General features: G+C 38.9%; 23 protein-coding genes. 4 read left to right on the top strand and 19 right to left on the bottom strand.

The annotated features are described in order from the left end of the window. Nucleotides 1–565: 565 nt before the first annotated feature. Nucleotides 566–856, top strand: coding sequence for a hypothetical protein (locus AC504W_RS24870; protein ID WP_494874911.1), 291 nt, complete (start codon nt 566–568; stop codon nt 854–856). A gap of 17 nt (nt 857–873) precedes the next feature. Here the strand turns inward: AC504W_RS24870 and AC504W_RS24865 are convergent, their stop codons facing one another. Together AC504W_RS24865 and AC504W_RS24860 are read right to left on the bottom strand one after the other, a co-directional pair. Further along, the gene (locus AC504W_RS24865; RefSeq protein ID WP_494874910.1) at nt 874–1,644 is read right to left on the bottom strand and encodes an SDR family NAD(P)-dependent oxidoreductase; all 771 of its coding nucleotides are present in this window, start codon (nt 1,642–1,644) and stop codon (nt 874–876) included. A 93-nt stretch (nt 1,645–1,737) separates the two neighbouring features. Continuing rightward, nucleotides 1,738–2,247: a GNAT family N-acetyltransferase gene (locus AC504W_RS24860; protein ID WP_494879459.1), complete on the bottom strand. Its 510-nt coding sequence runs from the start codon at nt 2,245–2,247 to the stop codon at nt 1,738–1,740. A gap of 192 nt (nt 2,248–2,439) precedes the next feature. Between AC504W_RS24860 and AC504W_RS24855 the strand changes: the two genes are divergently transcribed. Next, nucleotides 2,440–3,105, top strand: coding sequence for a class I SAM-dependent methyltransferase (locus AC504W_RS24855; protein WP_494874908.1), 666 nt, complete (start codon nt 2,440–2,442; stop codon nt 3,103–3,105). A gap of 46 nt (nt 3,106–3,151) precedes the next feature. Here the strand turns inward: AC504W_RS24855 and AC504W_RS24850 are convergent, their stop codons facing one another. Continuing rightward, entirely contained in the window at nt 3,152–3,697 is a 546-nt protein-coding gene (locus AC504W_RS24850) for a protein-tyrosine phosphatase family protein (protein ID WP_494874907.1), read from the bottom strand. 83 nt (nt 3,698–3,780) lie between these two features. Further along, on the bottom strand, nt 3,781–4,140 hold the full coding sequence (locus AC504W_RS24845; protein WP_494874906.1) for a DOPA 4,5-dioxygenase family protein: 360 nt from the start codon (nt 4,138–4,140) through the stop codon (nt 3,781–3,783). Between the two features lie 187 nt (nt 4,141–4,327). Between AC504W_RS24845 and AC504W_RS24840 the strand changes: the two genes are divergently transcribed. Further along, nucleotides 4,328–4,519, top strand: a complete 192-nt coding sequence (locus AC504W_RS24840; protein ID WP_494878756.1) for an RNA-binding S4 domain-containing protein — start codon at nt 4,328–4,330, stop codon at nt 4,517–4,519. 332 nt (nt 4,520–4,851) lie between these two features. On the opposite strand, the gene AC504W_RS24835 is transcribed toward AC504W_RS24840, so the two are convergent. The 7 genes from AC504W_RS24835 to AC504W_RS24805 form a co-directional block, all read right to left on the bottom strand. Continuing rightward, nucleotides 4,852–5,103: a TIGR03643 family protein gene (locus AC504W_RS24835; protein WP_494874905.1), complete on the bottom strand. Its 252-nt coding sequence runs from the start codon at nt 5,101–5,103 to the stop codon at nt 4,852–4,854. Nucleotides 5,104–5,318: 215 nt separating this feature from the next. Beyond that, the gene (locus tag AC504W_RS24830; protein ID WP_494878755.1) at nt 5,319–9,032 is read right to left on the bottom strand and encodes a HEAT repeat domain-containing protein; all 3,714 of its coding nucleotides are present in this window, start codon (nt 9,030–9,032) and stop codon (nt 5,319–5,321) included. Between the two features lie 1,736 nt (nt 9,033–10,768). Further along, nucleotides 10,769–11,422: a hypothetical protein gene (locus AC504W_RS24825; protein WP_245894823.1), complete on the bottom strand. Its 654-nt coding sequence runs from the start codon at nt 11,420–11,422 to the stop codon at nt 10,769–10,771. Between the two features lie 144 nt (nt 11,423–11,566). Then, nucleotides 11,567–13,279 carry a putative bifunctional diguanylate cyclase/phosphodiesterase gene (locus AC504W_RS24820; protein ID WP_494874904.1) on the bottom strand — a complete coding sequence of 571 codons (1,713 nt, stop codon included), beginning with the start codon at nt 13,277–13,279 and terminating at the stop codon, nt 11,567–11,569. Nucleotides 13,280–14,243: 964 nt separating this feature from the next. Then, nucleotides 14,244–14,810 carry a 3'-5' exonuclease gene (locus AC504W_RS24815; RefSeq protein ID WP_494874903.1) on the bottom strand — a complete coding sequence of 189 codons (567 nt, stop codon included), beginning with the start codon at nt 14,808–14,810 and terminating at the stop codon, nt 14,244–14,246. 130 nt (nt 14,811–14,940) lie between these two features. Next, nucleotides 14,941–15,228: a Mo-dependent nitrogenase C-terminal domain-containing protein gene (locus tag AC504W_RS24810; RefSeq protein WP_494874902.1), complete on the bottom strand. Its 288-nt coding sequence runs from the start codon at nt 15,226–15,228 to the stop codon at nt 14,941–14,943. A 206-nt stretch (nt 15,229–15,434) separates the two neighbouring features. Beyond that, on the bottom strand, nt 15,435–15,575 hold the full coding sequence (locus AC504W_RS24805) for a hypothetical protein (protein WP_494874901.1): 141 nt from the start codon (nt 15,573–15,575) through the stop codon (nt 15,435–15,437). 83 nt (nt 15,576–15,658) lie between these two features. Here AC504W_RS24805 and AC504W_RS24800 point away from each other — a divergent pair, with 83 nt between their 5' ends. Next, nucleotides 15,659–16,543 (top strand): pirin family protein, encoded by an 885-nt coding sequence (locus AC504W_RS24800; RefSeq protein ID WP_494874900.1) that lies wholly within the window; start codon nt 15,659–15,661, stop codon nt 16,541–16,543. A 55-nt stretch (nt 16,544–16,598) separates the two neighbouring features. On the opposite strand, the gene AC504W_RS24795 is transcribed toward AC504W_RS24800, so the two are convergent. From AC504W_RS24795 to AC504W_RS24760, 8 genes are all read right to left on the bottom strand, one after another. Continuing rightward, on the bottom strand, nt 16,599–17,120 hold the full coding sequence (locus AC504W_RS24795) for a hypothetical protein (RefSeq protein ID WP_494874899.1): 522 nt from the start codon (nt 17,118–17,120) through the stop codon (nt 16,599–16,601). 71 nt (nt 17,121–17,191) lie between these two features. Further along, a complete protein-coding gene (locus AC504W_RS24790; protein ID WP_494874898.1) occupies nt 17,192–18,091 on the bottom strand; it encodes a hypothetical protein in 900 nt (299 codons plus the stop codon). Nucleotides 18,092–18,446: 355 nt separating this feature from the next. Then, nucleotides 18,447–19,163, bottom strand: coding sequence for a pirin family protein (locus tag AC504W_RS24785; protein ID WP_103123963.1), 717 nt, complete (start codon nt 19,161–19,163; stop codon nt 18,447–18,449). 351 nt (nt 19,164–19,514) lie between these two features. Then, nucleotides 19,515–20,075 carry a DNA starvation/stationary phase protection protein Dps gene (dps, locus tag AC504W_RS24780; protein WP_494874897.1) on the bottom strand — a complete coding sequence of 187 codons (561 nt, stop codon included), beginning with the start codon at nt 20,073–20,075 and terminating at the stop codon, nt 19,515–19,517. Nucleotides 20,076–20,254: 179 nt separating this feature from the next. Then, the gene (locus tag AC504W_RS24775; protein WP_494874896.1) at nt 20,255–21,307 is read right to left on the bottom strand and encodes an aldo/keto reductase; all 1,053 of its coding nucleotides are present in this window, start codon (nt 21,305–21,307) and stop codon (nt 20,255–20,257) included. 89 nt (nt 21,308–21,396) lie between these two features. Continuing rightward, nucleotides 21,397–23,235: an RluA family pseudouridine synthase gene (locus AC504W_RS24770; protein WP_494874895.1), complete on the bottom strand. Its 1,839-nt coding sequence runs from the start codon at nt 23,233–23,235 to the stop codon at nt 21,397–21,399. A 78-nt stretch (nt 23,236–23,313) separates the two neighbouring features. Beyond that, entirely contained in the window at nt 23,314–24,030 is a 717-nt protein-coding gene (locus tag AC504W_RS24765) for an alternative oxidase (RefSeq protein WP_494874894.1), read from the bottom strand. A 388-nt stretch (nt 24,031–24,418) separates the two neighbouring features. After that, a complete protein-coding gene (locus tag AC504W_RS24760; RefSeq protein ID WP_494874893.1) occupies nt 24,419–25,678 on the bottom strand; it encodes a glycoside hydrolase family 10-like protein in 1,260 nt (419 codons plus the stop codon). Nucleotides 25,679–25,727: the final 49 nt, after the last annotated feature.

The raw sequence follows: 25,727 nt of genomic DNA, 5'->3' as shown, positions 1-25,727 counted from the left end.
AATATTGCTGGACACAAAGTAATTGCTTCAACATGAGCAAACCCAATATATAGTTGGCATTAGTAAGACAAGTGAAATATTGGGAAAAGTACAAAAGAGTTAGTTACGAACTGACAGCCAGAAAAATATAAGTTTATATTTGAATATTTACTCAAATAAGCCAAGCATTACACACTTAATACCTGCGTCTTTAGTAATTAAACAGATTATGAGTTTTACAAATGTCTACACAGCCCTATACCTTGCTGAGAATTTTAAGGCAACTAAGTAATGAATTCTATTGAACCAGAGAATGAATTAAATATCGTGCTGAAAAGTTATATTGAATAGTTTTAGCGAGTTTTATCAATTAAATTGATTCAGGAATAATGTCTAAAAAAATATATTTTCTGCGAATAGTTAGGACTGAAATTTTGTACAATTAAATAAAATGATAGTATAAAGTTTTGTCTACTCTGTTGAGTATATAAGACATATTTAATTGAGTAAAAGTATATACGCATATATTGCGATCGCACTTATCTAGAATCCTTATCAAGGACATACGTATATAAGGCTCATAATTATGATATCTCATCAACAATTGTTCACTGAAATAACTCCACAAGTAGCAGCTAGTATATGCGGTGGTGATAATACTAAAGATGAACCTGATAAAAGGCTTACTAAAAGTCTGATTCGCAGAGGTCGTGCTAGAATCCGCTATTATGTTGGCGAAAAATTACCCGATCAAAATATCAGTACTGAAGATGGAGAATGTCGCCCATATTTTAATAATTTTACTGGTCAATTTACTTTTTCGTGCGTTTTACGCGACCCTGGTCTCTTTGGAGATAAAATGTTTCCTGACTTGTAAACCTATCTGAGATTCAGTTACCAAGGTAATTTGCTTCCATCCCAGGAAAAAAATTGCCCACTATCGTCTGCTTCCAGTTGTTCAATTACAGTTAATAATTGGGATACAGTACGCTCTACTGAAAATAATTTTTCTGGTGGTACACTGCGCTGAAATGGACGAGAAAGACGAGTATCAGTTGTTCCGGGATGTAAAGTTACAACCAAAGTCTGAGGACAACTTCTACCATACTCAATTGCGGCTGTTCGCATCAACATATTCAGCGCCGCTTTAGAAGCACGATAACCATACCATCCTCCCAGTTGGTTGTCGCCAATACTGCCCACTTTAGCAGAGATACTGGCAAACACGCTGGGTTCTTTATGGCGAAATAAAGGTAATAAATGTTTAGCTAGTAATACTGCACCAATACTGTTAATTTGAAAATAGCTTAGTAAATTTTCTGGGTTAATTTGTCTTAAGCTTTTTTCGGGTTGGAAATCATCTTGATGTAACAGTCCTACGCAGTTAATGACTAAGTGCAGTTTATTAATTTGTGTGCTGATATTTCTTACAGCTTCAATAATCTGTAACTCATCAGTAATATCCATTTCTATACAAGTTAGTTTATCAGCATATTCAGATGTTAAAGCTAATAACTCTGCTGCTGTTTGTTGCTGACGATATGTTGCGTAGATTTTGTTGATTCTGGTATCTTTAAGTAGTTGTTTAACAAAGCCGAAACCAATGCCTTGGCTGGCTCCGATAATCATAGCATTGGCATTTTTTAAATCTTGAATAAAAGACATTTAACTTAATTATTGAAATTCTAAATTAGATATTATCAGATTTTTTTACATTTAGAAAAAATCTCTATATCCCTAAAAATACTAATTTTACAATTAAACCTTTAATCGATAAAACAAATGAGGTAAGTTAGCATAAATAAGCTCACGCTCGTACTTAAAACCCAACTTTTCCATCACCCTTTGTGAAGATTTATTAGTCGTGAGAGTAAAACAAACTACTTCCCGCAACTTCAGGATTTCAAAACCTACCTGCAATATTTTTTCTCCCATTTCAGTCGCTAGTCCTTGACCCCAGAATTTAGCCATAAGAGCATAAGCTAATTCAACTTCATTCTTACCTTCTACATCAGTATGGCGAATACCAGCACGACCAACGAATTGATGATTAACTTTATCTCGAAATACCCATAAACCAAACCCATAACGCTGCCAATGATGCAAGTTATTGAAGATAAACAAACGGGTTGCCTCATCAGAACGCACACCACCTAAAGTTGCCATCACTTGTTGATTTTGGTGCATCCAATTTAATTCATTTAAATGTTGAAATTGTAGCCGTTCAGCTAACAGGCGATTGGTGGCAAAATTTTCAATTAATTGCATATTATTTTATAGCAGGAAACAGGTGACAAAGTAATGATTTTTCGTTTTTATGCGTAATTACTCAAGTATTGGAGCAATATATGTAACATTTAGACTATAAAGGAATTAAATACTACGATAAATCGAGCAATTTACCGTTATTTTGATAGAATATTCACACAAATAAGCAGTAAACGCAAGCTCCAAGAAATTATGTCTAATAGTAAAACACTGAACCTGACACAAAATTTGTACGAATATCTCTTGTCTGTATCTCTACGGGAACCAGAAGTACTTTTGCAGCTACGACAAGAGACTGCTCACCATCCCCGTGCAAATATGCAGGTGGCACCGGAACAAGGACAGTTTTTAGCACTGTTAGTCAAGTTGATTGGTGCAAAGAAAACTTTGGAAGTGGGAGTTTTTACTGGCTATAGTTCTTTGAGTGTTGCTTTGGCATTACCGACTGATGGTAAAATCATAGCTTGTGATGTTAGCGAAGAGTTTACATCTGTTGCTCGGCGCTATTGGGAGAAAGCAGGTGTGGCAGATAAAATTGACTTGCGAATTGCTCCAGCGACGGAAACTTTAGAGTATCTTTTAGCACAAAGTCAGGCGGAAACTTTTGACTTTGCCTTTATCGATGCAGATAAGGAAAACTACTATATTTATTACGAATTGGCGTTAAAGTTAGTGCGTCCTGGTGGTTTAATTGCGATTGATAATGTGCTGTGGTCTGGAAGAGTGACTCAATTAGAACTACAGGACTCATCTACCACAGCTATTCGTGAGTTCAACCGCAAGTTATCTCAAGACGATCGCATAGATCTAAGTTTAATTCCAGTTGCTGATGGACTAACGTTAGCACGCAAGCGTTAAGTTAGTTGATCAAAGCATTCATTCATGGTGTTTTAGGTGAAACAAACTAGAATGCTAGACGACAATCATCTAAAAGGATATTCAGTTCCTTCACAACTTTGAAGGGATTTCTTAGAGTTAACGCAGCTGCGATCGCTGCTTCATAAGGATTTCTACCTGTTCTTCTCACGGCGGCGATCGCATCTTGATTAGAGAATCCCCGAATACTCACTAACCATGCAGCTAGTACATGACCAGTGCGGCCAATCCCACCAGAGCAGTGTACAACTACTTTCTCACTTTCTTTGTCTGCTGCTAATAAAAAAGGAAGTATTTTTTGTGTGAGTGTTTCTAAATTAGCAAAATGGAAATCTTCAATAGGTGTCCAACAAACTTTTTGACTACCAAATTCTTGTTGATATATGCCTAAAAGATGAGGATAAAAAGCTAATTGTTCTTCGCTCAGAAGACAGCAAACTCGTTGGATATTTTGCTGTTTCATAAACTCAATCCAATTAAATACTTTTTGATGGGAGTAACCTGGTCTGGAAGCTCCAAATACAATTGGCTCATGCTCCCAAGCCGCAGCAAATTTGTATGTATTTTTAGTCATATATTATGCTGTCTAATTCCCGTTATCTCATCGCGGTTGCAGCAAATTCTTGCTGTTTTTCAGGCAAAGGTATGCGGAGGTTTTTAAGAGGCGTTAGGTCTAATTCGCTGTAGAACTTGGATATTCAATTCCAGCTTATTTCCTAGCCATAAAGCGTGTGCTGTATGGTCTGTGACATCATCACCAGTCTCAGGATGGACGAGAATATCTAATCCCTCACGGTTCAGCATTAACCAAGGTACGACTTGCGGAAATTGGTTTGGTGCAAAGGCAACTTGATACATTGATTGAGGATGTGGCCCAATTGGCTGATCATGCCAACGTCCCAGTTGCACTTCAAATCTTGCACCTAATCCTTCGCGGATTTGAGCCGCAACATCACGAGTTTCTAGATCATAGTAAACATGAGCATGAAAACCGATGATGATATTATTTTCTTTCATAGTTTTACCTAAATTATTTTCTATCATCTTAATAAATATTGGCTTAAAAAAGCTTTAACTTCATCGGCACATAAACCGGGATGAAGGGTCTTGTTGGCTTTTTGCATAATTTTTTTGGTAGCAGTGAGGCGATTATCCCTAAAATAAAGTTGATGTGCAGTATGAATTACATTCAACAAGCGGCAAAATGATTAAACTCGACCAGTTTTTAAAGTTGTTAGGTATTGCCGGAACTGGAGGACAAGCCAAACTGATGATTATTAATGGTGATGTTAAAGTCAATGGTACAGTTGAAACCCGTCGCGGACGAAAGTTAGTCTCCAGCGACCAAGTAACGGTAGCAGGACAAGTTTTTAAGGTTGAGGACGTAATTGAATAGGAGTGTTGCTTCTAGTTTATTGGAAAACTAGGCGATCGCTCACTTCTTACCAGGTAACTTTGTCCCCATCTCAGTTAACGCTGAGAAAATTAAATATATAATCAGCAGACCAGCACTCAGCAAAAAAATGATAATTTCGTGATTCATACAGCAATTTTATTTATAGCAGAAGGCAGGAGGAAAAGTCTCACTATTCCTGGCATTCAAGCTTTCAAGTTGTCCTAACATATCTGACTACCGCTATAATTTATAAACTTATTCGTGAAGCTAGGGAACAGGAAAAAGAGAAAAGATTTGTTTGAAATAGGAGTTCTTTCAGACTGTTCGATTCATTATTTTTGATTTTGTGATTTAAATCTGCCAGCTACAAATTCTCGTTTATTTAAATGTTTAGTTTTGCGTTTAGTAACTCTTTCTCGCCACATCCGAAAGCTGGATGGTTTCATTTGCTGACGCATTAAGGCAATTACTTGTTTTTCTGGCAGTCCAAACTGTGCCTCAATTGCCTCAAATGGGGTTCTATCTTCCCAGGCCATTTCAATAATCCGATCAATTGTTTGGGGTTCAAGATTTGATAGTTTCATTCCTTTGCTAATAAGTTATGACTACAAGTAGATAGATAACAGAGGCTAGAGGTATGTACCTTAATAGGATGAAAACCTCTGTAATTTGCTTTCATAATATAGTATAAGAGATTGTCTCTAAAGAAATGTAAACAGAGAAAAGTCAGGTGATTGGCACAAAAGAAAATTGAGTATTTTATGCAAGTTAAATGTGCAACAGCTGATCACCAAAATTTTTAACCTAATTCTGCTAACTTTTTCTTAGCCAATTCCCGCACTTGCTCATCTGGATCATTGGCGGCGCGATCGCGTAACAATGGTAATGTTTGCGGATAGTGGCGATATTGTTCGGTAATTGCTTCTAGTGCAACTTGGCGGGGGTTATCTTGAAAGCTATATTCCCGCGTAAAGGGGTCATTAATAGCACAGGTGTAAAACACTTCAAACAAATCAAGTTGGTCTTTGAAACCTCTGGCTAACTCTTGCACAGCAACTTGGCGCACATTAGATGATTTATCTACAGTGGCGCGTTTTTTGAGAATAACGAGAGTCTCAGGGTCATTTTTGAATCTTCTGGCTAATTCTTGCACAGCGGCTTGGCGGACATCTGCATATTTATCTGATGTCGCGTGTTTTTTCAGGATGGGAAGAATATCCGGGTCATTGGTGAAATTCTTCGCGAGTTCTTGCAATGCTGTGCGGCGAACATATTCATTATCATCTGTTGTGGCGCGTTGTTTTAAAATCAGCAAAGTATCAGGGTAATTTTTGAATCCCCTCGCTAATTCTTGCACGGCGGCGCGGCGCACATCAGAATATTGATCAGCGATCGCTCGTTGTTGCAAAATCAAGAGAGTATCAGGATCATCTTTAAATCCCCTAGCTAATTCTTGCATAGCAGCGCGACGCACATACTGATCATTATCAGCCGTAGTACGTTGTTTTAGCCAAGGCAAAATTTCTGGTTCTTCTTTGAAACCCCTCGCCAATTCCTCAACTGCGGTTTGTCGCACACCCGAATATTTATCAGATATGGCGCATTGTTGCAGAATGAAGAGAGTATCAGCATCGTCTTTGAAAACTCTGGCTAATTCTTGCACAGCGGCTTGGCGCACATATTCGTTCTCATCTGTGATAGCGCATTGTTTCAGGATAAAAAGAGTATCAAGATCATCTTTGAAACCCCTGGCTAATTCTTGCACTGCAACTTGGCGCACAGTCCAGTCATTATCAGTGGTGCGTTGTTTTAGCCAAACAAGAGTGTCTAAGTCATCTTTAAAGCCTCGCGCTAATTCTTGCACTGCAACTTGTCGCACTGTCCCAGAATTATCCGCAGTCACACGCTGTTTCAGCCAGTGTAAAATATCAAGTTTGTCTTTAAAACCTCTGGCTAATTCTTGCACAGCGGCTTGGCGCACATATTCATTCTCATCACTGGTAGCGCGTTGTTGCAGCATGGGGAGAATTTCTAGATCATCTTTGAAATTTCTCGCTAATTCTTGCAGTGCTACTTGGCGTACCGTCCAATCATTATCTGCGATCGCCCGTTGTTTTAGCCATACCAAAGTCTCAACATGATCTCGAAAGCTTCTCGCCAATTCTTGCACTGATGTCCGTCGCACATCTTCATGTTCATCAGCATTAGCCAGTTGTTTCAACCAAACTAAAGTATCAGCATCATCTTTCCAAGTCGTCGCCACAGATGTTACAGCTTTAGTCCGAATTTCTTGAACTAATTTAGTTTCTTCTTCATCTCGATAAGGTTGGTAATAATAACCAAGGTCATATTTTGTTAAATCTTTCAGCCGATGCAATAATTTATTCGCCGTTGTTGTTACTAACAACCGATTTCGCACTTCTGCCAGACACTTAGCAGCTAAAAAAAGATTAATAAACTTTTCTGCTTCCCCATTTTGTGCCATTAAATATTCCAGAATTTCACAAACAAACCGCGGCTCAATCATCCCCGTAATCAGGCGCAAAACTTCATGCCAAGTTTCATAACGCCAATGCTTTTCAAAAACTTCATTATTTAATTCTTTAATAGAAAGTGTTTGTGTTTCTTTAAATTGCCAAACAAACTCCCAAGCACAAAAATATTCTAAAAAAGTACGATGCACAAAAGCATAATAATCTGCGCCTAAAAAACATAACATAAAATTGCGAGTTCTCAATTGATTAATCATCACTCTCGCCACTTTAGTCGGGTATTCAAATTCAATATTTTTTAAATACCGAATCAAAATTTTTTCTAAATCATTAACACTAATTAAATTACCAGTCAAACCTTTAGCACTAGTTTGCATGTGATATGCAACTTGACGCAACATTGCTTGTTTATCTTTATAATCAATAGTTTTTGGATCGAGGCGGGAATCTTCTACCAAAGCGCGTTCTACATCCCATTGATGTAGCAGCACCCGTGATGCTTGTTCATAAAGTGTAGCTCTATCTCGTGGTAATTCTTGGTTACGATTGAGAATTGCCATCATCGTTAATAACAGCGGATTTCCTGCCAATTCTGCGATAGATTTTGAAGTATCAATTGCTCTGTGTAAACGCTCACGTTTGCGTAACTTATCTTCTTCATCATGAAACGTTAACTCATGCCAGCGAATGATAAAATCTTGAATCTGTTCTGCTTCTAAATCTTGCAGCATAAAATGGCGAAATTCTGCATCTCGCAAGCGTTGGGGTTTATAGCCAATCACGCGAGAAGTGACAATTACCCGCACATGAGGATAGACATTAGTAAAGCGATGAATGTCTGTAATGACATCTTCTCTTTTGCCTAATTCAAAAACTTCATCTAAACCATCAAACATCACTAACGCATTGCCAGTTTTTAAATGTTCATGCAGTTGATTTTGATTGAGATGATGAACTATACCACTACATTTATGAAAAAACTCTAAAAAATTACTGCACTCATTATTTTCTCTTCTTCTAATATAAGTGCGTAACTCGATTAACAAAGGGATAGGTTGATAAATTATGTTATTTAATGGTGTTTCTGCCCAATTTAGTGCTAAAAATTGCAATAACGTTGATTTTCCTGAACCTGGATCACCTAAAATAACGATATATTTATAAACTGGATTATTGATAATATCTAGAACCGAAACTATTGGTTGTTCAAAATAAACTCTGCGGTAGCCTTCTAACTCTTCTAATAAAATTTCTGCTTCTATTTGATTAGCATCTCTGAGCTTTTTGAAATGTTCTTTGGGTAATTCATGTACTTGGGGTAAAACTTGGTGAACTTCCCGGACATTTTGGGCAATAAACATCCGCCATAACTTCAATTCATTATAAGCATACCCAGTGGTATCTAAACTATCTAACTTGAGATTGCCGTAACGCTCATAAAGTCCTTCTTGATATCTATGTAAATCAAAATCTGTGGGAACTCCCGCTATTTTTTGCAGATTTTTACTTAGTTCCTCTAAAGTTTGACTATCTAATAGAGAGCGTAACTTATCTGATTCTCGAATAATTGCTTTTACTTTTTTTACATATCTTTTGGTGAGTCTTTCCCAATCAAACTTTTGGGGTAACATCGGCAAATTCATTTCATACCAAGTATGAGAAATTACTTGAGCATCTAAAAATTGACAGTCTGATTGGAAAGGATAGCCGAGAGTTTCTCTGATCAATGGATTGCTAATGAAATTCTTTAATATTTTCGTATATTGTTTGAGTTCTAGTTCTTCTATGTCTGCATCTTCTAATTCCTGCTGCATTAATTCTAAAAATTCTTTTAATGCTTTACCAGCAGCAATTTCAATATCTTCCTTTTTCAGTTGCTGCAAAATGTTCTTTGGTATACATTTTAATAAATCCTTAGCCCAGTCTTTTACTACGTCTTTTGCTAATTCCTCAAAAATCGGTTTAAAAGTAAACCCGACAGCTTGAGTTACGCCCCAAACAGCCAGCCAATCTATTATCATCATCGCGTTTACCCAGTTTAAACTTCGAGGATACTTAATCGCTTCAAGAATTTTTAATCACAAGGTAAAAGGCAAAATTTTATGAGCATTTTTATCTAATCAGCACCTTATATCTAATTCTATCTAACTACTTATATATTGTGTGGAAATTGCATAAAATTGATTTTTATTTATGTATTTGCAATGAAATTAAGTATAGTTTTTTATGTATAAATATTTTTGAAATTAGTAGTAATAACCGAATATGAAATAATTTTTGTTATATATAATTTTTATATTAATACCAGTATTTAAAAATATAGGTAATTGCATAAACTCAGAATTTACAGGAATTGAAAAAGCTGCCTCAAGGCATTGTCTCCATGTAAACAAAGACAAAAAACTTAAGTTAATCACATTGCAAGAACGTACAGAATACCAGATAAATTACATCACAGCTTGATCAAGTATCAAGCTAATCATATTTATGCACCAAGCGTTATTACTTTATCCGGATTGATTAGCATCTGCCGAGAAAACTTTATTGGTAGATGCACCTTGATCTTCAACTCCCCTAGCTGTTTAACATCGGCTGGGGGATTTTTTATGTGGAACAGCCATTATTTTGAGTATTTTATCCGGTTGAGGGCGATCGCATAAAGAACAATTAATTGGTAGATGCACCCTGATAACTAATTCCCCTAGCTGGTTTACACCGACTGGGGGATTTTTTTTGGCCTTGATTCTCAGAATAGGAAAATTTTATCCGGTTAGGGGCGATCGCACACAGAACAATTAATTGGTAGATGCACCCTGATAACTAATTCTCCTAGCTGGTTTACACCGACTGGGGGATTTTTTTTTGCCTTGATTCTCACAATAGGAAAATTTTATCCGGTTGAGGGCGATCGCATAAAGAACAATTAATTGGTAGATGCACCCTGATAACTAATTCCCCTAGCTGGTTTACACCGACTGGGGGATTTTTTTTTGCCTTGATTCTCACAATAGGAAAATTTTATCCGGTTGAGGGCGATCGCATAAAGAACAATTAATTGGTAGATGCACCCTGATAACTAATTCCCCTAGCTGGTTTACACCGACTGGGGGATTTTTTTTTGCCTTGATTCTCACAATAGGAAAATTTTATCCGGTTGAGGGCGATCGCACACAGAACAATTAATTGGTAGATGCACCCTGATAACTAATTCCCCTAGCTGGTTTACACCGACTGGGGGATTTTTTTTGGCTCCATTCTCACAATAGGAAAATTTTATCCGGTTGAGGGCGATCGCACACAGAACAATTAATTGGTAGATGCACCCTGATAACTAATTCCCCTAGCTGGTTTACACCGACTGGGGGATTTTTTTTGGCTCCATTCTCACAATAGGAAAATTTTATCCGGTTGAGGGCGATCGCACACAGAACAATTAATTGGTAGATGCACCCTGATAACTAATTCCCCTAGCTGGTTTACACCGACTGGGGGATTTTTTTTGGCTCCATTCTCACAATAGGAAAATTTTATCCGGTTGAGGGCGATCGCACACAGAACAATTAATTGGTAGATGCACCCTGATAACTAATTCCCCCGGCGGCTGCCACCACTGGGGGATTTTTTTATTGATTGCAAACATCATGGCCGCGAGTGTGATTTCCAAGGTGCAGATATGAAAACACTCCTCAATCATTTGTAATTAATAACCAAGAACAAATGATAGAGAACATCCAAAATTTTCACAACTCAAACAGGCTTATCTTTGCCAACTTACTAATCCCACCATTTCTAATGCTTCTGCTACTTGTGGATGCAACGTACAGTACCAGATATCCTCAAAACTCCACTCAACCAAGAGTGCCGTTGGAAATGGCGAACCATCAGCATGAGTTGGCAAAGAGCAATTTAAGTATTTTGCCAGCAAATAGCCAAGCCTTGCATATTGCAGGTTAACAGCACCGTAATGGTCATAACTAGCTGCTTTAGCTAATTCAGTGGTTGTCGTAGTCCGATTAGGAAAATGGTAATGAGCTACTAACATAGCTCGGTGTCCTACCGTCAGGCTGGCTTCAATCGCAGTCAAAGCTTCAGCATATTCCTCAGCCGAAGGGAGAAATTTATCAATGTGAGAGTCAGGAGTATCTATTACCTCCTCCATATCATCCAAAGCAGCCGCAATGAGTTCACTACAAAAGGCGCTTTTTGTGTAGCCCATCAATTGAGCCAGTTTTTCTAAACGGGAGTTATCAGTAGGTACGAGGGTCACGGCAAACCTGACCGATTCTTCCTGGCACTGCAACATCTTGTGTGCTAATCTTTGAACCTTAGTCATAATGGCAAAATGCACCGAAAATAATTCATCATTTTTAACACCAGGATTTACGGTGGTCAAATTCTGTAGAGTGTGCATGATGAATTGGGCATTAAACCGCTTAACCGGATGCAGGGTATGAGTTTTAGGCTGATTATTCTGCGAGGAGTATAGAAAAAATGGATTGATAGAACCTAGCCGCAGACAGCAATCATCAATCCAAAATTTCAACTGGTATGAGTTTTATGCAACTAGATGTTCTAGCTGCTGAGAATTAAGCTTGAGCAGTTCAGTAATTCTCTCAGCAGGTGCTGGGATACCAAAATAATATCCTTGACCTTCATGACATCCACGCTGTTCTAAATACTCCAGTTGTTCTTGCGTTTCTACCCCTTCGGCGGTAATTTTCAACTGGAGGCTTTTTGCTAAGGCAATAATGGCATCTGTGACGGCGGCGCTATCAGAATTAGATGTGACATTTTGGACAAATGATTGGTCTATTTTGAGCATATTTACAGGGAAGCGATTTAAGTAGTTCAAGGAAGAATAGCCAGTGCCGAAGTCATCTAGGGCTAACCATAAGCCTAGTTCCCGTAATTGCTTGAGGGTGGCGATAGAGCGCTGCACATCACTCATCAAGAAGCTTTCAGTTACTTCTAATTCTAAGTATGATGCTGGCAATTCTGTCTCTTCTAGGACTTGTTTGACAATCTCTACTAAGTCTGGTTTTTCAAACTGTCGGGCTGAGAGGTTGACTGACATCCGAATTGGTTCCATTCCAGCTAATTGCCAAGCACGATTTTGAGCGCAAGCAGTACGTAATACCCATTCCCCAATGGAGATGATTAAACCATTGTCTTCAGCAATGGGGATAAACTTGGCTGGAGAAATCAAGCCCCGTGTAGGATGCTGCCAACGTATTAGTGCTTCTACTGCCGTTATTTGTCTAGTGCGTAAATCAATGAGGGGTTGGTAATAAACTACCATTTCTCCACGTTCTAATGCCCCGCGTAACTCGTTTTCTATGGTTAATCTCTCTTGCAAGCGAGCGTTAATTTCTGGGGAATAGAAGCGATGTTGACTGCGGCCTTGTTGTTTTGCTTGGTATAGTGCGATATGAGCCTGTTGCAGTAGTTGATCGACATAATTACGATCGCCTAAATGATTAATTGTGATGCCAATACTGGCGGTAATATGAATCTGTTGCCCTTCGATAAAGAAAGGTTTGGAAATTGTACTCAAGAGTAACTGTGAGAGTTTGATGACACTCTCAAAGGAAAGCATCTCGGTGTGAGCGATCGCAAATTCATCTTGGCTCAAATGGGCGAGGATATCTGTTTGACCTATACAATTGGTTAAACGTTGGGCAACTGCTCTTAAAAGCAAATTCGCTTTTTCATGCTCTAACCCATGACTGATAACTGTAAAATCATCAATGCCTAGCAACAGCACAGCTACCAGCTGCTGCTGATTCTGCAATTGTGAGACGTTCTGATAAAGGCGATCGCTAAATAAATCCCGATTTGGTAATCCAGTTAAATTGTCATAATTACTAATCTGATGAATCAACTCATCTAATTTATGCAGAGTTTGTGAGGTATCTGCCATTAATGTACCTGCTTCATCTGCATATTCTGTAGGGAGTTCTGGTAACTTTTTAGTATGAAAATAATCTTGCAATGCAGCCGAAGTGACAATAACTGGAGCTAAAAGATAATGCAGTGCATAAAGTGTAGCGGCTGTACCAATGAGTGTTGCTAATAAGGCAATTAGCAATACTCGTATTGTCATCTCCCAAGAATAAGAATTAGATGTAACAAAACAAAATAGTAAAGTCAGCAAAGGTACATGAGTACCTAAAAAAGCCACCGACATGATTTTGGCTGTATAACTTTTCTTGAGCAAGCTCAATTTAGCTAGAGATGAGTACAGATAAAGGTTGTGATTTAGCTTCATAGATGCTGACCTTAGAGTAGATAGATGGCACATTAGTTACCAGAATTTTTCCGGCAGAAAGATTTTGGGAATTTGTTACCTTAATTTCAATAAAAATGCAGTGATTTAGGTTTGTAAGTCTTCCAAATCTCTCTACTTAGCTTATAGAATTACCTCTATAGTTTTGGTAAAGCTGAATTCATAGCCCATTTCCGTACTCAAAAATGATGAGTACAAATACTATTTAATATATGAATTTTGGATAAATTTTTATTGGGAGATAACTTTAGTTGGGGAAGGCAATACTAACAAATTAGCCTCTAAAATTTAGGTGCTAAGTAGTATATATTAGGCATAATCAATAACATCAGCAATAATTGATTAATCAATATAATGCTGATAATAATATCCAATATAAATTAGGATAAATAATATGATTTTAAATAGCTATAACTATCGAAAAATCAGGGTCTTTGACCTAAAATACCAAATATAAAACTAAAAATCTTTATAACTACTGCTTTACGAGCATTAGCCTAATATATAATCAAAAAATATAGTTCCTGATAACTTTAATGACACTTAACTAAACTGTATTGATTGAGTTAATATTATTCTTTATTAAAAATTTAAATTCACTATTCTAATTATATGCTTCACTTTGTGAGTAACAGAATTTTGGTATTGAGCTACCTAAGTATTAGCTGACTGAGCGCACATAAAAACTACTTTTTTCTTAACCAAATCATTAATTATTGATTATGGAGTCATCCAGTTTAATGATGAAATATATTTGCTTAAAAATTTAATTAAACAAAGCCAAAAAACAGCCTGTTACTCTGCATACAAGCTGTTTTTGATAAATGCTCAGTTTTATTTATTTTGGATATCTGCCAAATAAAAATAAGCATCTATCTAAAGATATATTTTTATCTTGCTCAACACTCTTCATTGAGGACAACCCATCACCAAAACGGTAAGTTGACTACAACTTTTGTCTGTTCAAAATCCAAGGCAAAAGTTTAGCAATATTTCTCGCATCATCAATGCCTCGATGATGTGTTCCTTGTAGTTCTATATTTACGAGTTGCAAAGCTTCTGCCATACCATATCGCTTAGATAAGCTTTGATTTTGACTAAACTGCTGTTTGAGATTTATATGAGGATAGGCAATGGGAAAGGGAAGATTGTGAAACTTACTGTCTTGTTTAAACTGGTTACGATCATAGTCTCCCCAGGAACCGAACACCGCATTGGGATAATGAGATAACCATTTTTGCAGTATTGCGATCGCTTCGGGATATCCTGGAGCCTGATCAACTTGTGTCTGCGTAATTGATGTCAATGATTTGCAGAAATCTGTGAGTATTGGATAACGAACCGGCTTGATAAACGTTTGAAACTCATCAATGATTGTTAAATCTTGTGCCTCAACCATAACGGCTCCAATTTCGATGATTTCCATCTCATGCCGTTTGACAGTTCCTTGATCGCAACAAGTGGCTTCTAAATCGAGTACTAATAAATAATCATATTGATTCCAGTTCATCATTTCACTGCAAACTTATATAATCCCCTACTTGACATCTGACATTTTTTTAGCAAGATTAAGGTTGATTTAAATCCTTTTTTGTTGATTGTGCAGAGGGAATAATTGCCATTGGTTTCATCGCCTTCTTGATCTAACAGTATTTTGTCACATCTTCACCACATTCATCGGCTAGATATATCAAACACTTAAAACGCAGACCAACTACTTGTTCATAAAGAGGATTTAACTTGCACAAAGGTGGAATGCGAAAAAGTGTCCGTCCTAAAATTGATATATTTCTCTCAAAGGGGCAATGAGAGGGAATGATTTTACATAATAATCTGGCAAGTTTATCGTCCCGTATTTCTAAAACATCAAGCTGATTCCGTAGCTGGTTTAATAAACTGTTATTGACTGGAGGTTTATTGGAGAAGTCCATAAATTCAATTTCCTTTCATCCATCTGTTACCCCTATAAAATTACAACTATATACTGAGAAAAACATAGTATAATTACCAGATTATTTTTTTGATTTTTAAAAGCCGATTGTTAATCCAGTAAAATTGCTGAGGAAGTAACACAGAGAGTAAGTTATGCCTCAGAATGGCAGTAATAGCAGTCTGTAAATATACTGAAAAATAATCGCTAGATAGCATCAATTTGGGTGCTTAATCGCAGAGATAAGTGCGATCGCAATTTTCCCATAACGAATCTAGCGGAAATATTTTGTTTAACCTTACCTGCAATTCCTAGTCTGAACAACGCTTCTGCTCTTTTGATTAACATAAGTTGCTAGATAAAGGGTAGCTTTTTGCCAAGCAAATCTACTTATAATAATTGCAGCATTTACCAATTACCCCCCATTACCTATGGCGATAGTTCAACTGATTGAACCTGAAGTTAAAGATTTGGGTGGGTTTATCGCCCGCCGTAGTTTGCCATATCCTCAACGCCAAATGGTCGGGCCGTTTATTTTTTTTGATCATCTTGGCCCTTCTGTTTTACCTGCTAACAAAGGTATTGATGTAAGACCACATCCTCATATCAATCTCGCAACCCTAACTTACTTATTTGATGGTGCAATTATGCACCGTGATAGTTTAGGTACTGTGCAAGAAATTCAACCGGGTGCAGTGAATTGGATGACGGCGGGAAAAGGAATTGCTCATTCAGAGCGATCGCCTGACTTTGATCGTCACAATGAAGTTACTATTCATGGGATTCAAACCTGGATTGCTTTACCTGTTGAGTACGAAGAAATTGATCCTTGGTTCATACACTATACTGCTGACATTATTCCTACTTGGGAAGAAAATGGTGCTGTCATCAAACTCATTGCTGGAGACGCATTCGGTCATATCTCGCCTGTGAAGGTTTTTTCTCCTATCCTCTATTTAGATGTGATCCTATCTGCCAATGCTCACTTTACTGTTCCCAATGGTTATTCTGAAAGGGCAGTATACAGTGTTACTGAGGGATTGAGTATTAATGATGAACGAATAGAACCTTATCGCCTGGCAATTCTAGAGCCAGGTTCTCAAGCCAATGTTTCTGCTACTGCCGCGGCTCGATGTATTGTGATTGGTGGTGAGCCTTTGGGTCAACGTTATAAATGGTGGAATTTTGTCTCTAGCCGACCAGAGCGCATAGAACAAGCAAAAGCCGAGTGGCGCGACAAGCGCTTTGCTAATGTGCTAGATGAAACAGAGTTTATTCCCCTACCTGAAGTGGTGACAGAGGCTAATCCCTTGTAGTGATGCGATCGCTCTCATCAAACCATTAACATATATCCTAGTGTGGTAAAACTTACTAGAGAAGACGACTCTCTAAATTAGCCAAGTAACCCTTGGGGTCTCGGCGAAATCGATATTGTTCAATTCTGGCTTTGTGGTGTTTTTGTAATTGAGAGCGTAATTCGAGCCAAGTAACGATATCAACTTGTGCTAAATCAGATGCGGTAAAAGAATGAAGTTTAGTAGCGATCGCACAGGCAAGTTTGACAGAGCCACGAATAACAAGGGATGAGGGGGCAACCTTACGACCAGTGCAACGACGTTGATGATGACGTAGCATACCAAAAGCGTGTTCTAAGTCATTATTAGTTCTAGGAAAATCTTCAATTTCATAACAATGAAAAAGTCCAGACCAGTAGCTATGAGTGGTTTTTATAAAGTTATCGATTGCAGTGTTCAGCGTACCAGCTTTCTGCTTTTGTTGGGACATTTCTGTTAATAGTTGCTGATAACTTTGTTTGACACCAGCAGCATTAAGACCTATTTTATTATTGAGAATATCACTAGCTTTATCAACCCACTGATATGCAACCCTCACAGGTGAAAATAAAGATGCAGTCGCAGATAAACCCTTAGCTATCAGGTGTTTTAGGTTGACTAAAGGTGGAGTTAAAGCACTTTTTTTTCCATCCGTTCTAAGCTTTGCTCTATCAATGTCAAATTTTCTTGTAACTTTAATCCTGATGCCTCTAATGGTGGATGACCATCATTAGTTATAGAACTACGTACTGCCGAGCAATAATCTTCGATAATAGTTGCCATTTCCTGAGTTTCATTGGTAACACTACGTTCAATTTCTCGTAATCCTCTAACTTTTTTCTTTAATTCCTTTTTTGCATGTCGATCAGCCTCATATATGGGTTTAATTGCTTCCTTCAGGTAATGGTAATGACATAAACCGTGAGCAATTCTAGGTAATGCTAACCTAACAGCTTTGCGAATTGATTGTTGCCCATCACTAACAACTCCATCAATTGGTACATCCAAAGTATTAGTTACTTCTAATAATAACGCCACTAAATCTTCATTTCTTGATGATAATAAGGTTTTAGCAAGTAAGATTTCTCCTGATAAGCAATCTCGAATTACCCATAAGACCTCATGTCCAATTTCTGGCTGCATCCCATCAATGGCTAATATCACCCGTCCTTGATTAGCCACTATTGCTTTTAATCTTTTATGGTCTTTTAGCCATAAAGAAAGTAACTCGTCATATCTATCAATTAAGTGCGTGACCGTTCGTTTACTTATACATATACCTTTTAATTCAAGGTGAGCGTGTATTTGGGGAACGCTTCTATGTTCCTGATAGCGTAATGCTCCTATATAAGCAATCACATCCAAACCAAATTCATTTTGTGGTAGAGCGAGTGACCCTTCTTGCTCTGGTCGATATGCTTTTTTGTACCGCAGACATGACTTATTGTGACATTGCCGAATTTTTAGCTGTAGTTCTACTACCCCATTTAATGTTCTTATATGTCGAGGATTATTGTATTCATTCCACATTGGTTGACCGCACGATGGGCATTTTTTTTGAACACAATCGAGTACTTCAAACGATGTTGCCTCTGGTTTTAGACTTTTTCTTGCCAAGTTTTTGCACCATTATTTCGCTACAAGGTCAAGATTACAGGAGTTCTACTCTTCTCTAGTAAGTTTTACCACACTAGCATATATCTTGCAATATTTTCTCGGACTTACGTATAAAAACGAAAAATCTCAGAACTGATGACACCTGAATATTGAGTTCCTAAAATATGCAGAAAGATTGTTTGATAAAACCGGGTGTAGGGGTTTTAAATATCTACGCCCCTACACCCAGCTCTAAAACTTAATTTTTCGTTTTCTTACATAAGTTCTATTAACCTAAATCAAACAGGAGAATTTCCGCACCAACATCGCTGCTAATTTCCAGTTGTTCTGCTCCGCTTATTTGTACGCCATCACCGGCTCTCAGTTCTTCACCGTTCAATGTTGCTACACCTTGAGCTATTTGTAACCAAGCATAGCGATCGCGTTTGAGGTGATAATTCACAACATCACCACTTTCCAAAACAGAAACGTATAAATCTACATCTTGATGAATTGTTACCGCACCATCACGGCCATCTTTAGCGGCGATTAAGCGTAATTTGCCTTGCTTTTCTTCTAGAGGAAATGTCTTTTGCTCATATCTGGGAGCCAAACCTTGTTCATCAGGTAAAATCCAGATTTGCAGTAGGTGTAGTGGTTCAGTGGGTGAGGGGTTAAACTCACTGTGCATGATACCTGTACCAGCACTCATAATTTGAGCATCACCAGGACGAATGACTGAACCTGTACCTAAACTATCTTTATGCTCGACTGCACCAGATAGCACATAAGTGAGAATTTCCATATCTCGGTGGCCGTGGGTAGGAAAACCCGCACCAGGCGCGACGCGATCGTCGTTAATCACTCTTAAAGAACGGAATCCCATCCGATTCGGATCGTAAAAATGACTGAAGGAAAAAGTATGGTAGCTATCGAGCCAACCAATTTGGCTCCGACCGCGATTATTTCTATCATGAATTAGATAGTTAATTGTATTTTGAGACATAAATTCACCTCAGTTAATTTGGTTTTGGGAATGTAAATAACTAATATTTTTTTGTGCAGCAATATGATAGCGATCGCAGGGCATAAATTACATAATTATCAAGTTGATGTGCTAGATTTTAATGGTCAATCAAACACTAACTAAAGCAGGAACTTTTATTTATCTAGCTTGCTTGCGACTTATTTAAATATTAGAATATCTACCTATAAAATGAAAAGTACGCACTAAAAAGTGGCGTACTTACTAAAAAGATACTAAAGTCTAAAGCTTAGATACCCGACTTCTCAAAGAAGTCGGGTATCTTGTTGTTCACAAACCATTTATAACTGCTATGGGAGATGGGAAAAGTATTTATCTCACAGTAGCGGGTGTTTTAGTAGCAACTGAGCCATTTTCGGCTTTGATTTCAGCTACTTGTAGATGAGCTTCTAAGAACCAAAGTCGTTTGTCAATGGTGCGAGAAATTTCGGTGTAAAGGTCAGCAGTATCAGCATCACCTAAGTCGTTGGTTTTAGCGATCGCTTCTCGGATATGTTTACCATAAAGCGCAAAACGGTCTGCTAATGCTGTTACATGGTTTTTGCCATCTAAGATATCGAGGGGATATTCTGGCAAGATGGAGTTACTAGCAGCGAGTCTAGCGGTTCCGAAAGCGTAGCCGCCTAAAGCAGTGACACGTTCAGCAACCATATCAACGTATTCTTCTAATTCGCCAGCAATCTCATCAAACAATTCATGCAACTGATAAAAGTCAGTACCTTTAACGTTCCAGTGCGCTTGCTTCGCCTGGGTTTTCAAATCTAAAGTAGCTGCTAATGTTTGATTGAGAATGGCTACGATTTGAGAACGGGCTTCGGCTGGAATATCAATCCGAGTAGGGTAAAGGCGGGATGTCTGCTTATTGTCGCTCATGGTTCCACGTTTTTTTTGATCGACACAATGAGTCTACAAAAGTCGCTGAGTTTACAAAACTTCCTGAAGACAGATGGTTTTTCGCCATAAATGAATTATTGTCTTGATTATTCTTGATAATGCTGACTCAGTAGTATTGAGAGGCGCATTTATGCCTAACTCAGCAGTTTTTTGGTGATTCACAGGTGATGATTGTCAATCGCAGAGAATGTACCACCAAAAAGGCGATCGCGGATCATATCATTCTGCAAGAAGTCATGAGGAAAACCAAGTTCAATTTGACTGACTTCATTCAGACGTTGCAGATGTTCTGGTGATAAGCTGAGATCTAAACAAGCCAAGTTATCTTGAAATTGACTGAGTTTGCGTGCGCCAACGATGGGGATAACTACACCACTTTGGGCGCGTAACCAAGCTAATGCAACTTGGGAAGGTGAACGACCGACTTCACCGGCAACTTGACTCACTACCTCAGCGATCGCTAAACTACGTTCTGATACTGTTCCCATACCTGTGTTTGTCAGTCTGCCTTGTTCTTCTCCTGGTTGCACAGGCTGATTATACTTACCTGTTAATACCCCACCAGCTAACGGCGACCACGGTGTGATAGCTAAATCAAAGGCTTTAGCCATTGGGAGCAAATCTCTTTCTGGTGTTCGTTGAATCAAGTTATACTCTATTTGCAAAGCAATAAACTTTGTCCAGCCTTGATATTGGGCGATAGTATTAGCTTGTGCCACAATCCAAGCAGGGGCATCAGAAATACCGATGTAAAGGACTTTACCTTGACGGACTACATCATCAAGCGATCGCATAACCTCCTCAATCGGAGTTGTGAAGTCCCAAGCATGTAACCAAAACAAATCAATATAGTCTGTATTCAGACGTTTGAGGCTACCTTCTAAAGATTGCACCAAATTCTTGCGATGGTTGCCACTACCATTAGGATTACCTGTTTTTTCGCCCATTCTCAATGGAAATGAATATTTAGTTGCAACTACAAAGCGTTCTCGGTCTTTGGCAATTAATTCACCGACAATTTTTTCACTACTACCATCAGTGTAACCATTAGCGGTGTCAATAAAATTCCCGCCGGCTTCTGTGAAAGTATCAAAGATTTTGCGACTTTCGTCAGCAGAAGCACCCCAACCCCAATCTTCACCAAAGGTCATTGTTCCCAAGCAGAGTTCAGAAACTCTCAACCCACTTTTGCCCAAGAGTTTGTATCTCATATCACTCGCAATTGGTAATTCGTAATTACCTTACCAATGAAAAATGATTAATAACAAACGACTAATGATAGATGACAAATAATACTCACTTAAAAAGGCGTTTTTGTTTGTAAACGAATAGTTTTTCCTAATTGGGGATGGTAAAAAGTTAGTTCCCTGGCGTGGAGATGTAGACGACTAGACTCAGCAGTACATCCATAAAGGCGATCGCCCAATATTACCACGCCTAATCCTACCGCCGCATGAACCCGCAACTGATGGGTGCGTCCGGTGAGGGGAATAAATTCGACACGGGTGTATTCGTCTTCTTTGGCGATTACCTGAAACTGAGTCACGCTGGGTTTACCATATTGCCAATTGACTTGTTGATAAGGACGATTTTGCGGATTTCCCCAAAGTGGTAATTCAATTACACCTTGATGTTTTGTCACTGCACCTGCCAGGATTGCTTCATAGACTTTATGCACTTGTCGCTGCTGGAATTGTTGACTGAGATGACGATGAATATGGCGATCGCGTGCTATCAACAAAATACCAGAAGTCTCTTGATCCAAGCGATGCACAGGTATAAGGTTCATCCCATCAGCGAATAAATTCCGTAAACGACTCAGCACACTATCTTGGGTATCTTGATAACGGCCAGGAACAGATAATAGTCCCGCAGGTTTATTCACAGCAATCAGCCATTCATCTTGATAAATGACCTCTTCCCAAACCCCTCCCCCACTAGTAGTCTGCCAAGAGAACTTTGCGTGGTGGCAGGCTTCGGGGCAGGGAGCAGGGAGCAGAGGGGAAAGATTCTCTCTCTTGCGCCCTGCCCCCTGCACCCCTGCTAAGTCTACACGGCAATGTTGGGTTGGTGAACTACTAGAGGAGGGGCTGACAACTCCCCCTTCCCTAGTAGGGAAGGGGGCTGGGGGGTTAGGTCTCATACCCGACAGCAAAAACCCCATCAACGGCTGACAACGTTCTGCACAAGCTTCATAAAATTCACCTTGAATTTTATCTCCTGAAGATTGACCCCACCAAAATTCAGCCATTGCTAAAGGTATAAGGTGATGAGTTGCGGCGTAATGCAATAGTTTTGGGGCGCAACAGTCTCCTGTACCCGTGGGTAAACCATCCGGTAGCAATTGTTGTAAAGTTAGAGACTCCCCAAAAAAATTCATTAAAGAGTAAGCCGCGTGCATCTGGGCTTGGAGTTGGCGAGATAATGCTTTACGCTGTTGTTTTAATTCTCGTATTCTTGAGTCTGTGGCTGCAATTAATTGCTGAAGGGGCTGCAAAACTGCATCTCGCTGACGTTTAAGTTGTCGTCGTTCAATTCCATCTCGACGACTGGCTGCGTCAAGTTCTGACAATGCTAAAGTGAGAACTTCGCCTGTGAGTGTTTCACCCAGTATTTGGCGTTTTGCTTGGCGTTGATGTCTGCAATCACGATGGCGATCGCTCATTACTTGTAATTTCTGCTCAAATTCTCCAGATAATATTTCATAATGCTGGCGTTCTGGTAATTGTTGTAAAGTAATAATTTCTTGTTTAATAGTGTCTAATTTTGCTAAAGTTTCGGCTTCTGTTAAAGCCACTGCTTCGCGTCCGGGAATTGGTGGAACCCAGCCATCCACAACACTTTGACCATTTAACAAACCTGAGAATGCTTTGATGACTTGTTGTTCACCCGTTGGTAATTCAACTAATAAAACGCCATACATTTTACCCTCGCTGGCAAAACGCTCATCCGTAGCCAGGTATTTCATTAAACCACGGGCAATTTCTTCTATCAAAGCAGTACGGGGTAAGCTGAAAAGTTCCCCCGTTTGCGGACAATAACCTTGATAGTAATAGTTGGGAGATAGAGATAGACTATTGACGGCAAAATTACAATCAATAAAATCGGAAATTGGAGAAAGTAGCGAAAAGTTCATCATTTATTTAGGCATGATTATTACCCTTGCCCAAATTTAGTATTGATTCTGGTAAAATTACCCTAATTATAGTTTGGTGGATCAATTTTCTGCTTTTTCAGGTATGTTACTCGAAAAATTAACCTCAGAATTAGTTAAATCCACAGGTTGAATTTCCCAGGTATGAGAACTATTAAATGAAAATTGAGTATTAGTGTTTTGGCAAGCCTGCATCGTCTTTACGTGTTCCATTTCATCGTCTCGAATTGCCACAAACACATCATAAAGATTTTCAATTTTAGGGCGGCGTTCGGTGGGTTTATGAGAAGTTTGAAACGCATCAAACAAATATAGGTCGCCATCACGATAATAACCGATTGCTACGACAGGAGCCGGTTGCAATTTCAATTCGGCTTCGTTTGCTGTCAAGAATTTGTGATAGCTGATGTATGCGTGTTGTTCTACCAATTCCATGAAATGATAAGCAGAACGCGGCGTAATAAAATACAACAAAACAATGATCCAGTAGTAGATTAATGCTGTGGTTTTCGCTAACAGTTGATCGCCCCAAAATGCGTCTCCCCCCAAGGATTCCATAATTAAGAGGTGATGCAATTCATTCCATGATTCGGCAAAATGAACCTTCAGCCAATCAACTTTGCGCCATAATCCCAAAGTTTCGTAGAGATGCAAAACCGAGAGATAAGAGAAGTAAGGCACACGCGCGACGGTTTCTAAAACATAAAAGCGAGGATAAGGGCGATCGCGATAAATAGTATTGATCACAAATACCAAAATACCAACAAGTAGGCGAATCATAGCAGTCTCCATTTACTATTGACAGGGTGAATCAAACTGTAATCAAGGTGTGGTTAATATACGTGAGTTGGTAACATCTCCTGTCAAACTTTTTATACAGCTAAAATTTGAGGAACTTGTGAGGAATACGGAAATTGAGACTGTGTTTTATGTTCTCACAATGCCAGATTTGAGTTCACAAATCATCAATAATAAGACTTACGCAAAAAGATGGAAAATAAAGGTTTTAGAGCAGGGTGTATGTATTCAAAACCCTTACACCCAATCCCTACAGACAATTTTGGTGCGTAAGTCTTGCAATAGTAAAGTGCGATCGCTCGATTGTAACAGTTCACCACATCAAGCGATCGCACTTATTTTTCTTAACTTACAGCAGATTTTAAATTTCTTATATTTTGGCGCGAACTACAGGATAAGGAAACAGTCGCTTAAATCCATCCTGACGTTCAGCTACTGTTTCAGGAGCCACATCCCACAAGCTTTCATAATAGAAAAAGGCTACACCTAAACCTCGTTCTTGGGCTGCGCGGACTTGGGACTTAATTTGTTGCATTGGTACCGGATTATTCCGCAACCCTGTCATAATCCCAATTCCTGTAGGAATTTTTTGTTGCGCTTCTTGAATTTCGCTGCGGCCGATATTGGCGATAAAACTTTGCAAATCAGGACGATAAACTTGCACAACTAGTTCATCCACAATATTTTGCCTTATCCAAGCCAGCCAATCTTGCAGGTGAAACTTGTAAGCAAAGTCATAATAATTTGGAGAAACAGAGAAAATAGCATTGGGTTTTCTGGCTTTCACTGCTTGGTTGAGTTGTGCCATGAAAGCGGTAATTTTATCTGCTCGCCACTTTACCCATGCTGGGTCATTAGGGTTTGCAGGGGGATTGTTTTTGGTTTCTTGAGTGTATAAAGCGACTGTGTATTTGTCATAACCAAATTCATGGGGCAAACTTGTATGGTCATCAAACTGAATACCATCTGCATCATATTGAGTGACAACTTCTAGCACCAAGTTGCTAATGAATTGTTGGACTTGGGGATGGAAAGGATTTAGCCAGACAACTTCACCCGCCGCACTCATGGAAGTTTCACTACCATTGCGCTTTTTGGTCAACCACTCTGGATGATTTAAGGCTAACTCGGATGTTGGCGGAGCCATGAACCCAAACTCAAACCAAGGTATGACTAACAGCCCTTGACGATGGGCTTGGTTAATTAGATCTGCGAGGATATCTTGTCCATCTGAACCACGGGTGATAAAAGGTTGAATACCTGCGCGTTGGGCGGTGGCGCTGGGATATAGAGCATAACCAGAGTTCCACACCACGGGATAGATAGTGTTGAAATTAAGGCGTTGTAGGTGTTTAACTGCTTCCTGCACTTTGGTGCGATCGCGCAGAACATTAAAATCATTATTGGTCATCCACACACCGCGGATTTCTTGGCGTGGTAGTTGAGCGATCGCAGGTTTTAGCCCATCAACTAACAATACTGCCATGAAAGACACTAACATCAAAATTGGCACCAGTCGCTGCAAACTGCGCCGCCAACCTTTCAAAGTCAAGAGTTTCATCGGGTTGAATGATTTTTCACCTACCCACACACGCCATCGCCTGTTTTTGTGATGGAATTGATTAGCCATATAGCCTTGAAGTATTCACGTTTACTAGAGGAATGGTTAATTGGTAGTT

This window comes from Nostoc sp. C96, assembly GCF_059384975.1.
This window is presented reverse-complemented; position numbering and strand designations above follow the sequence as displayed.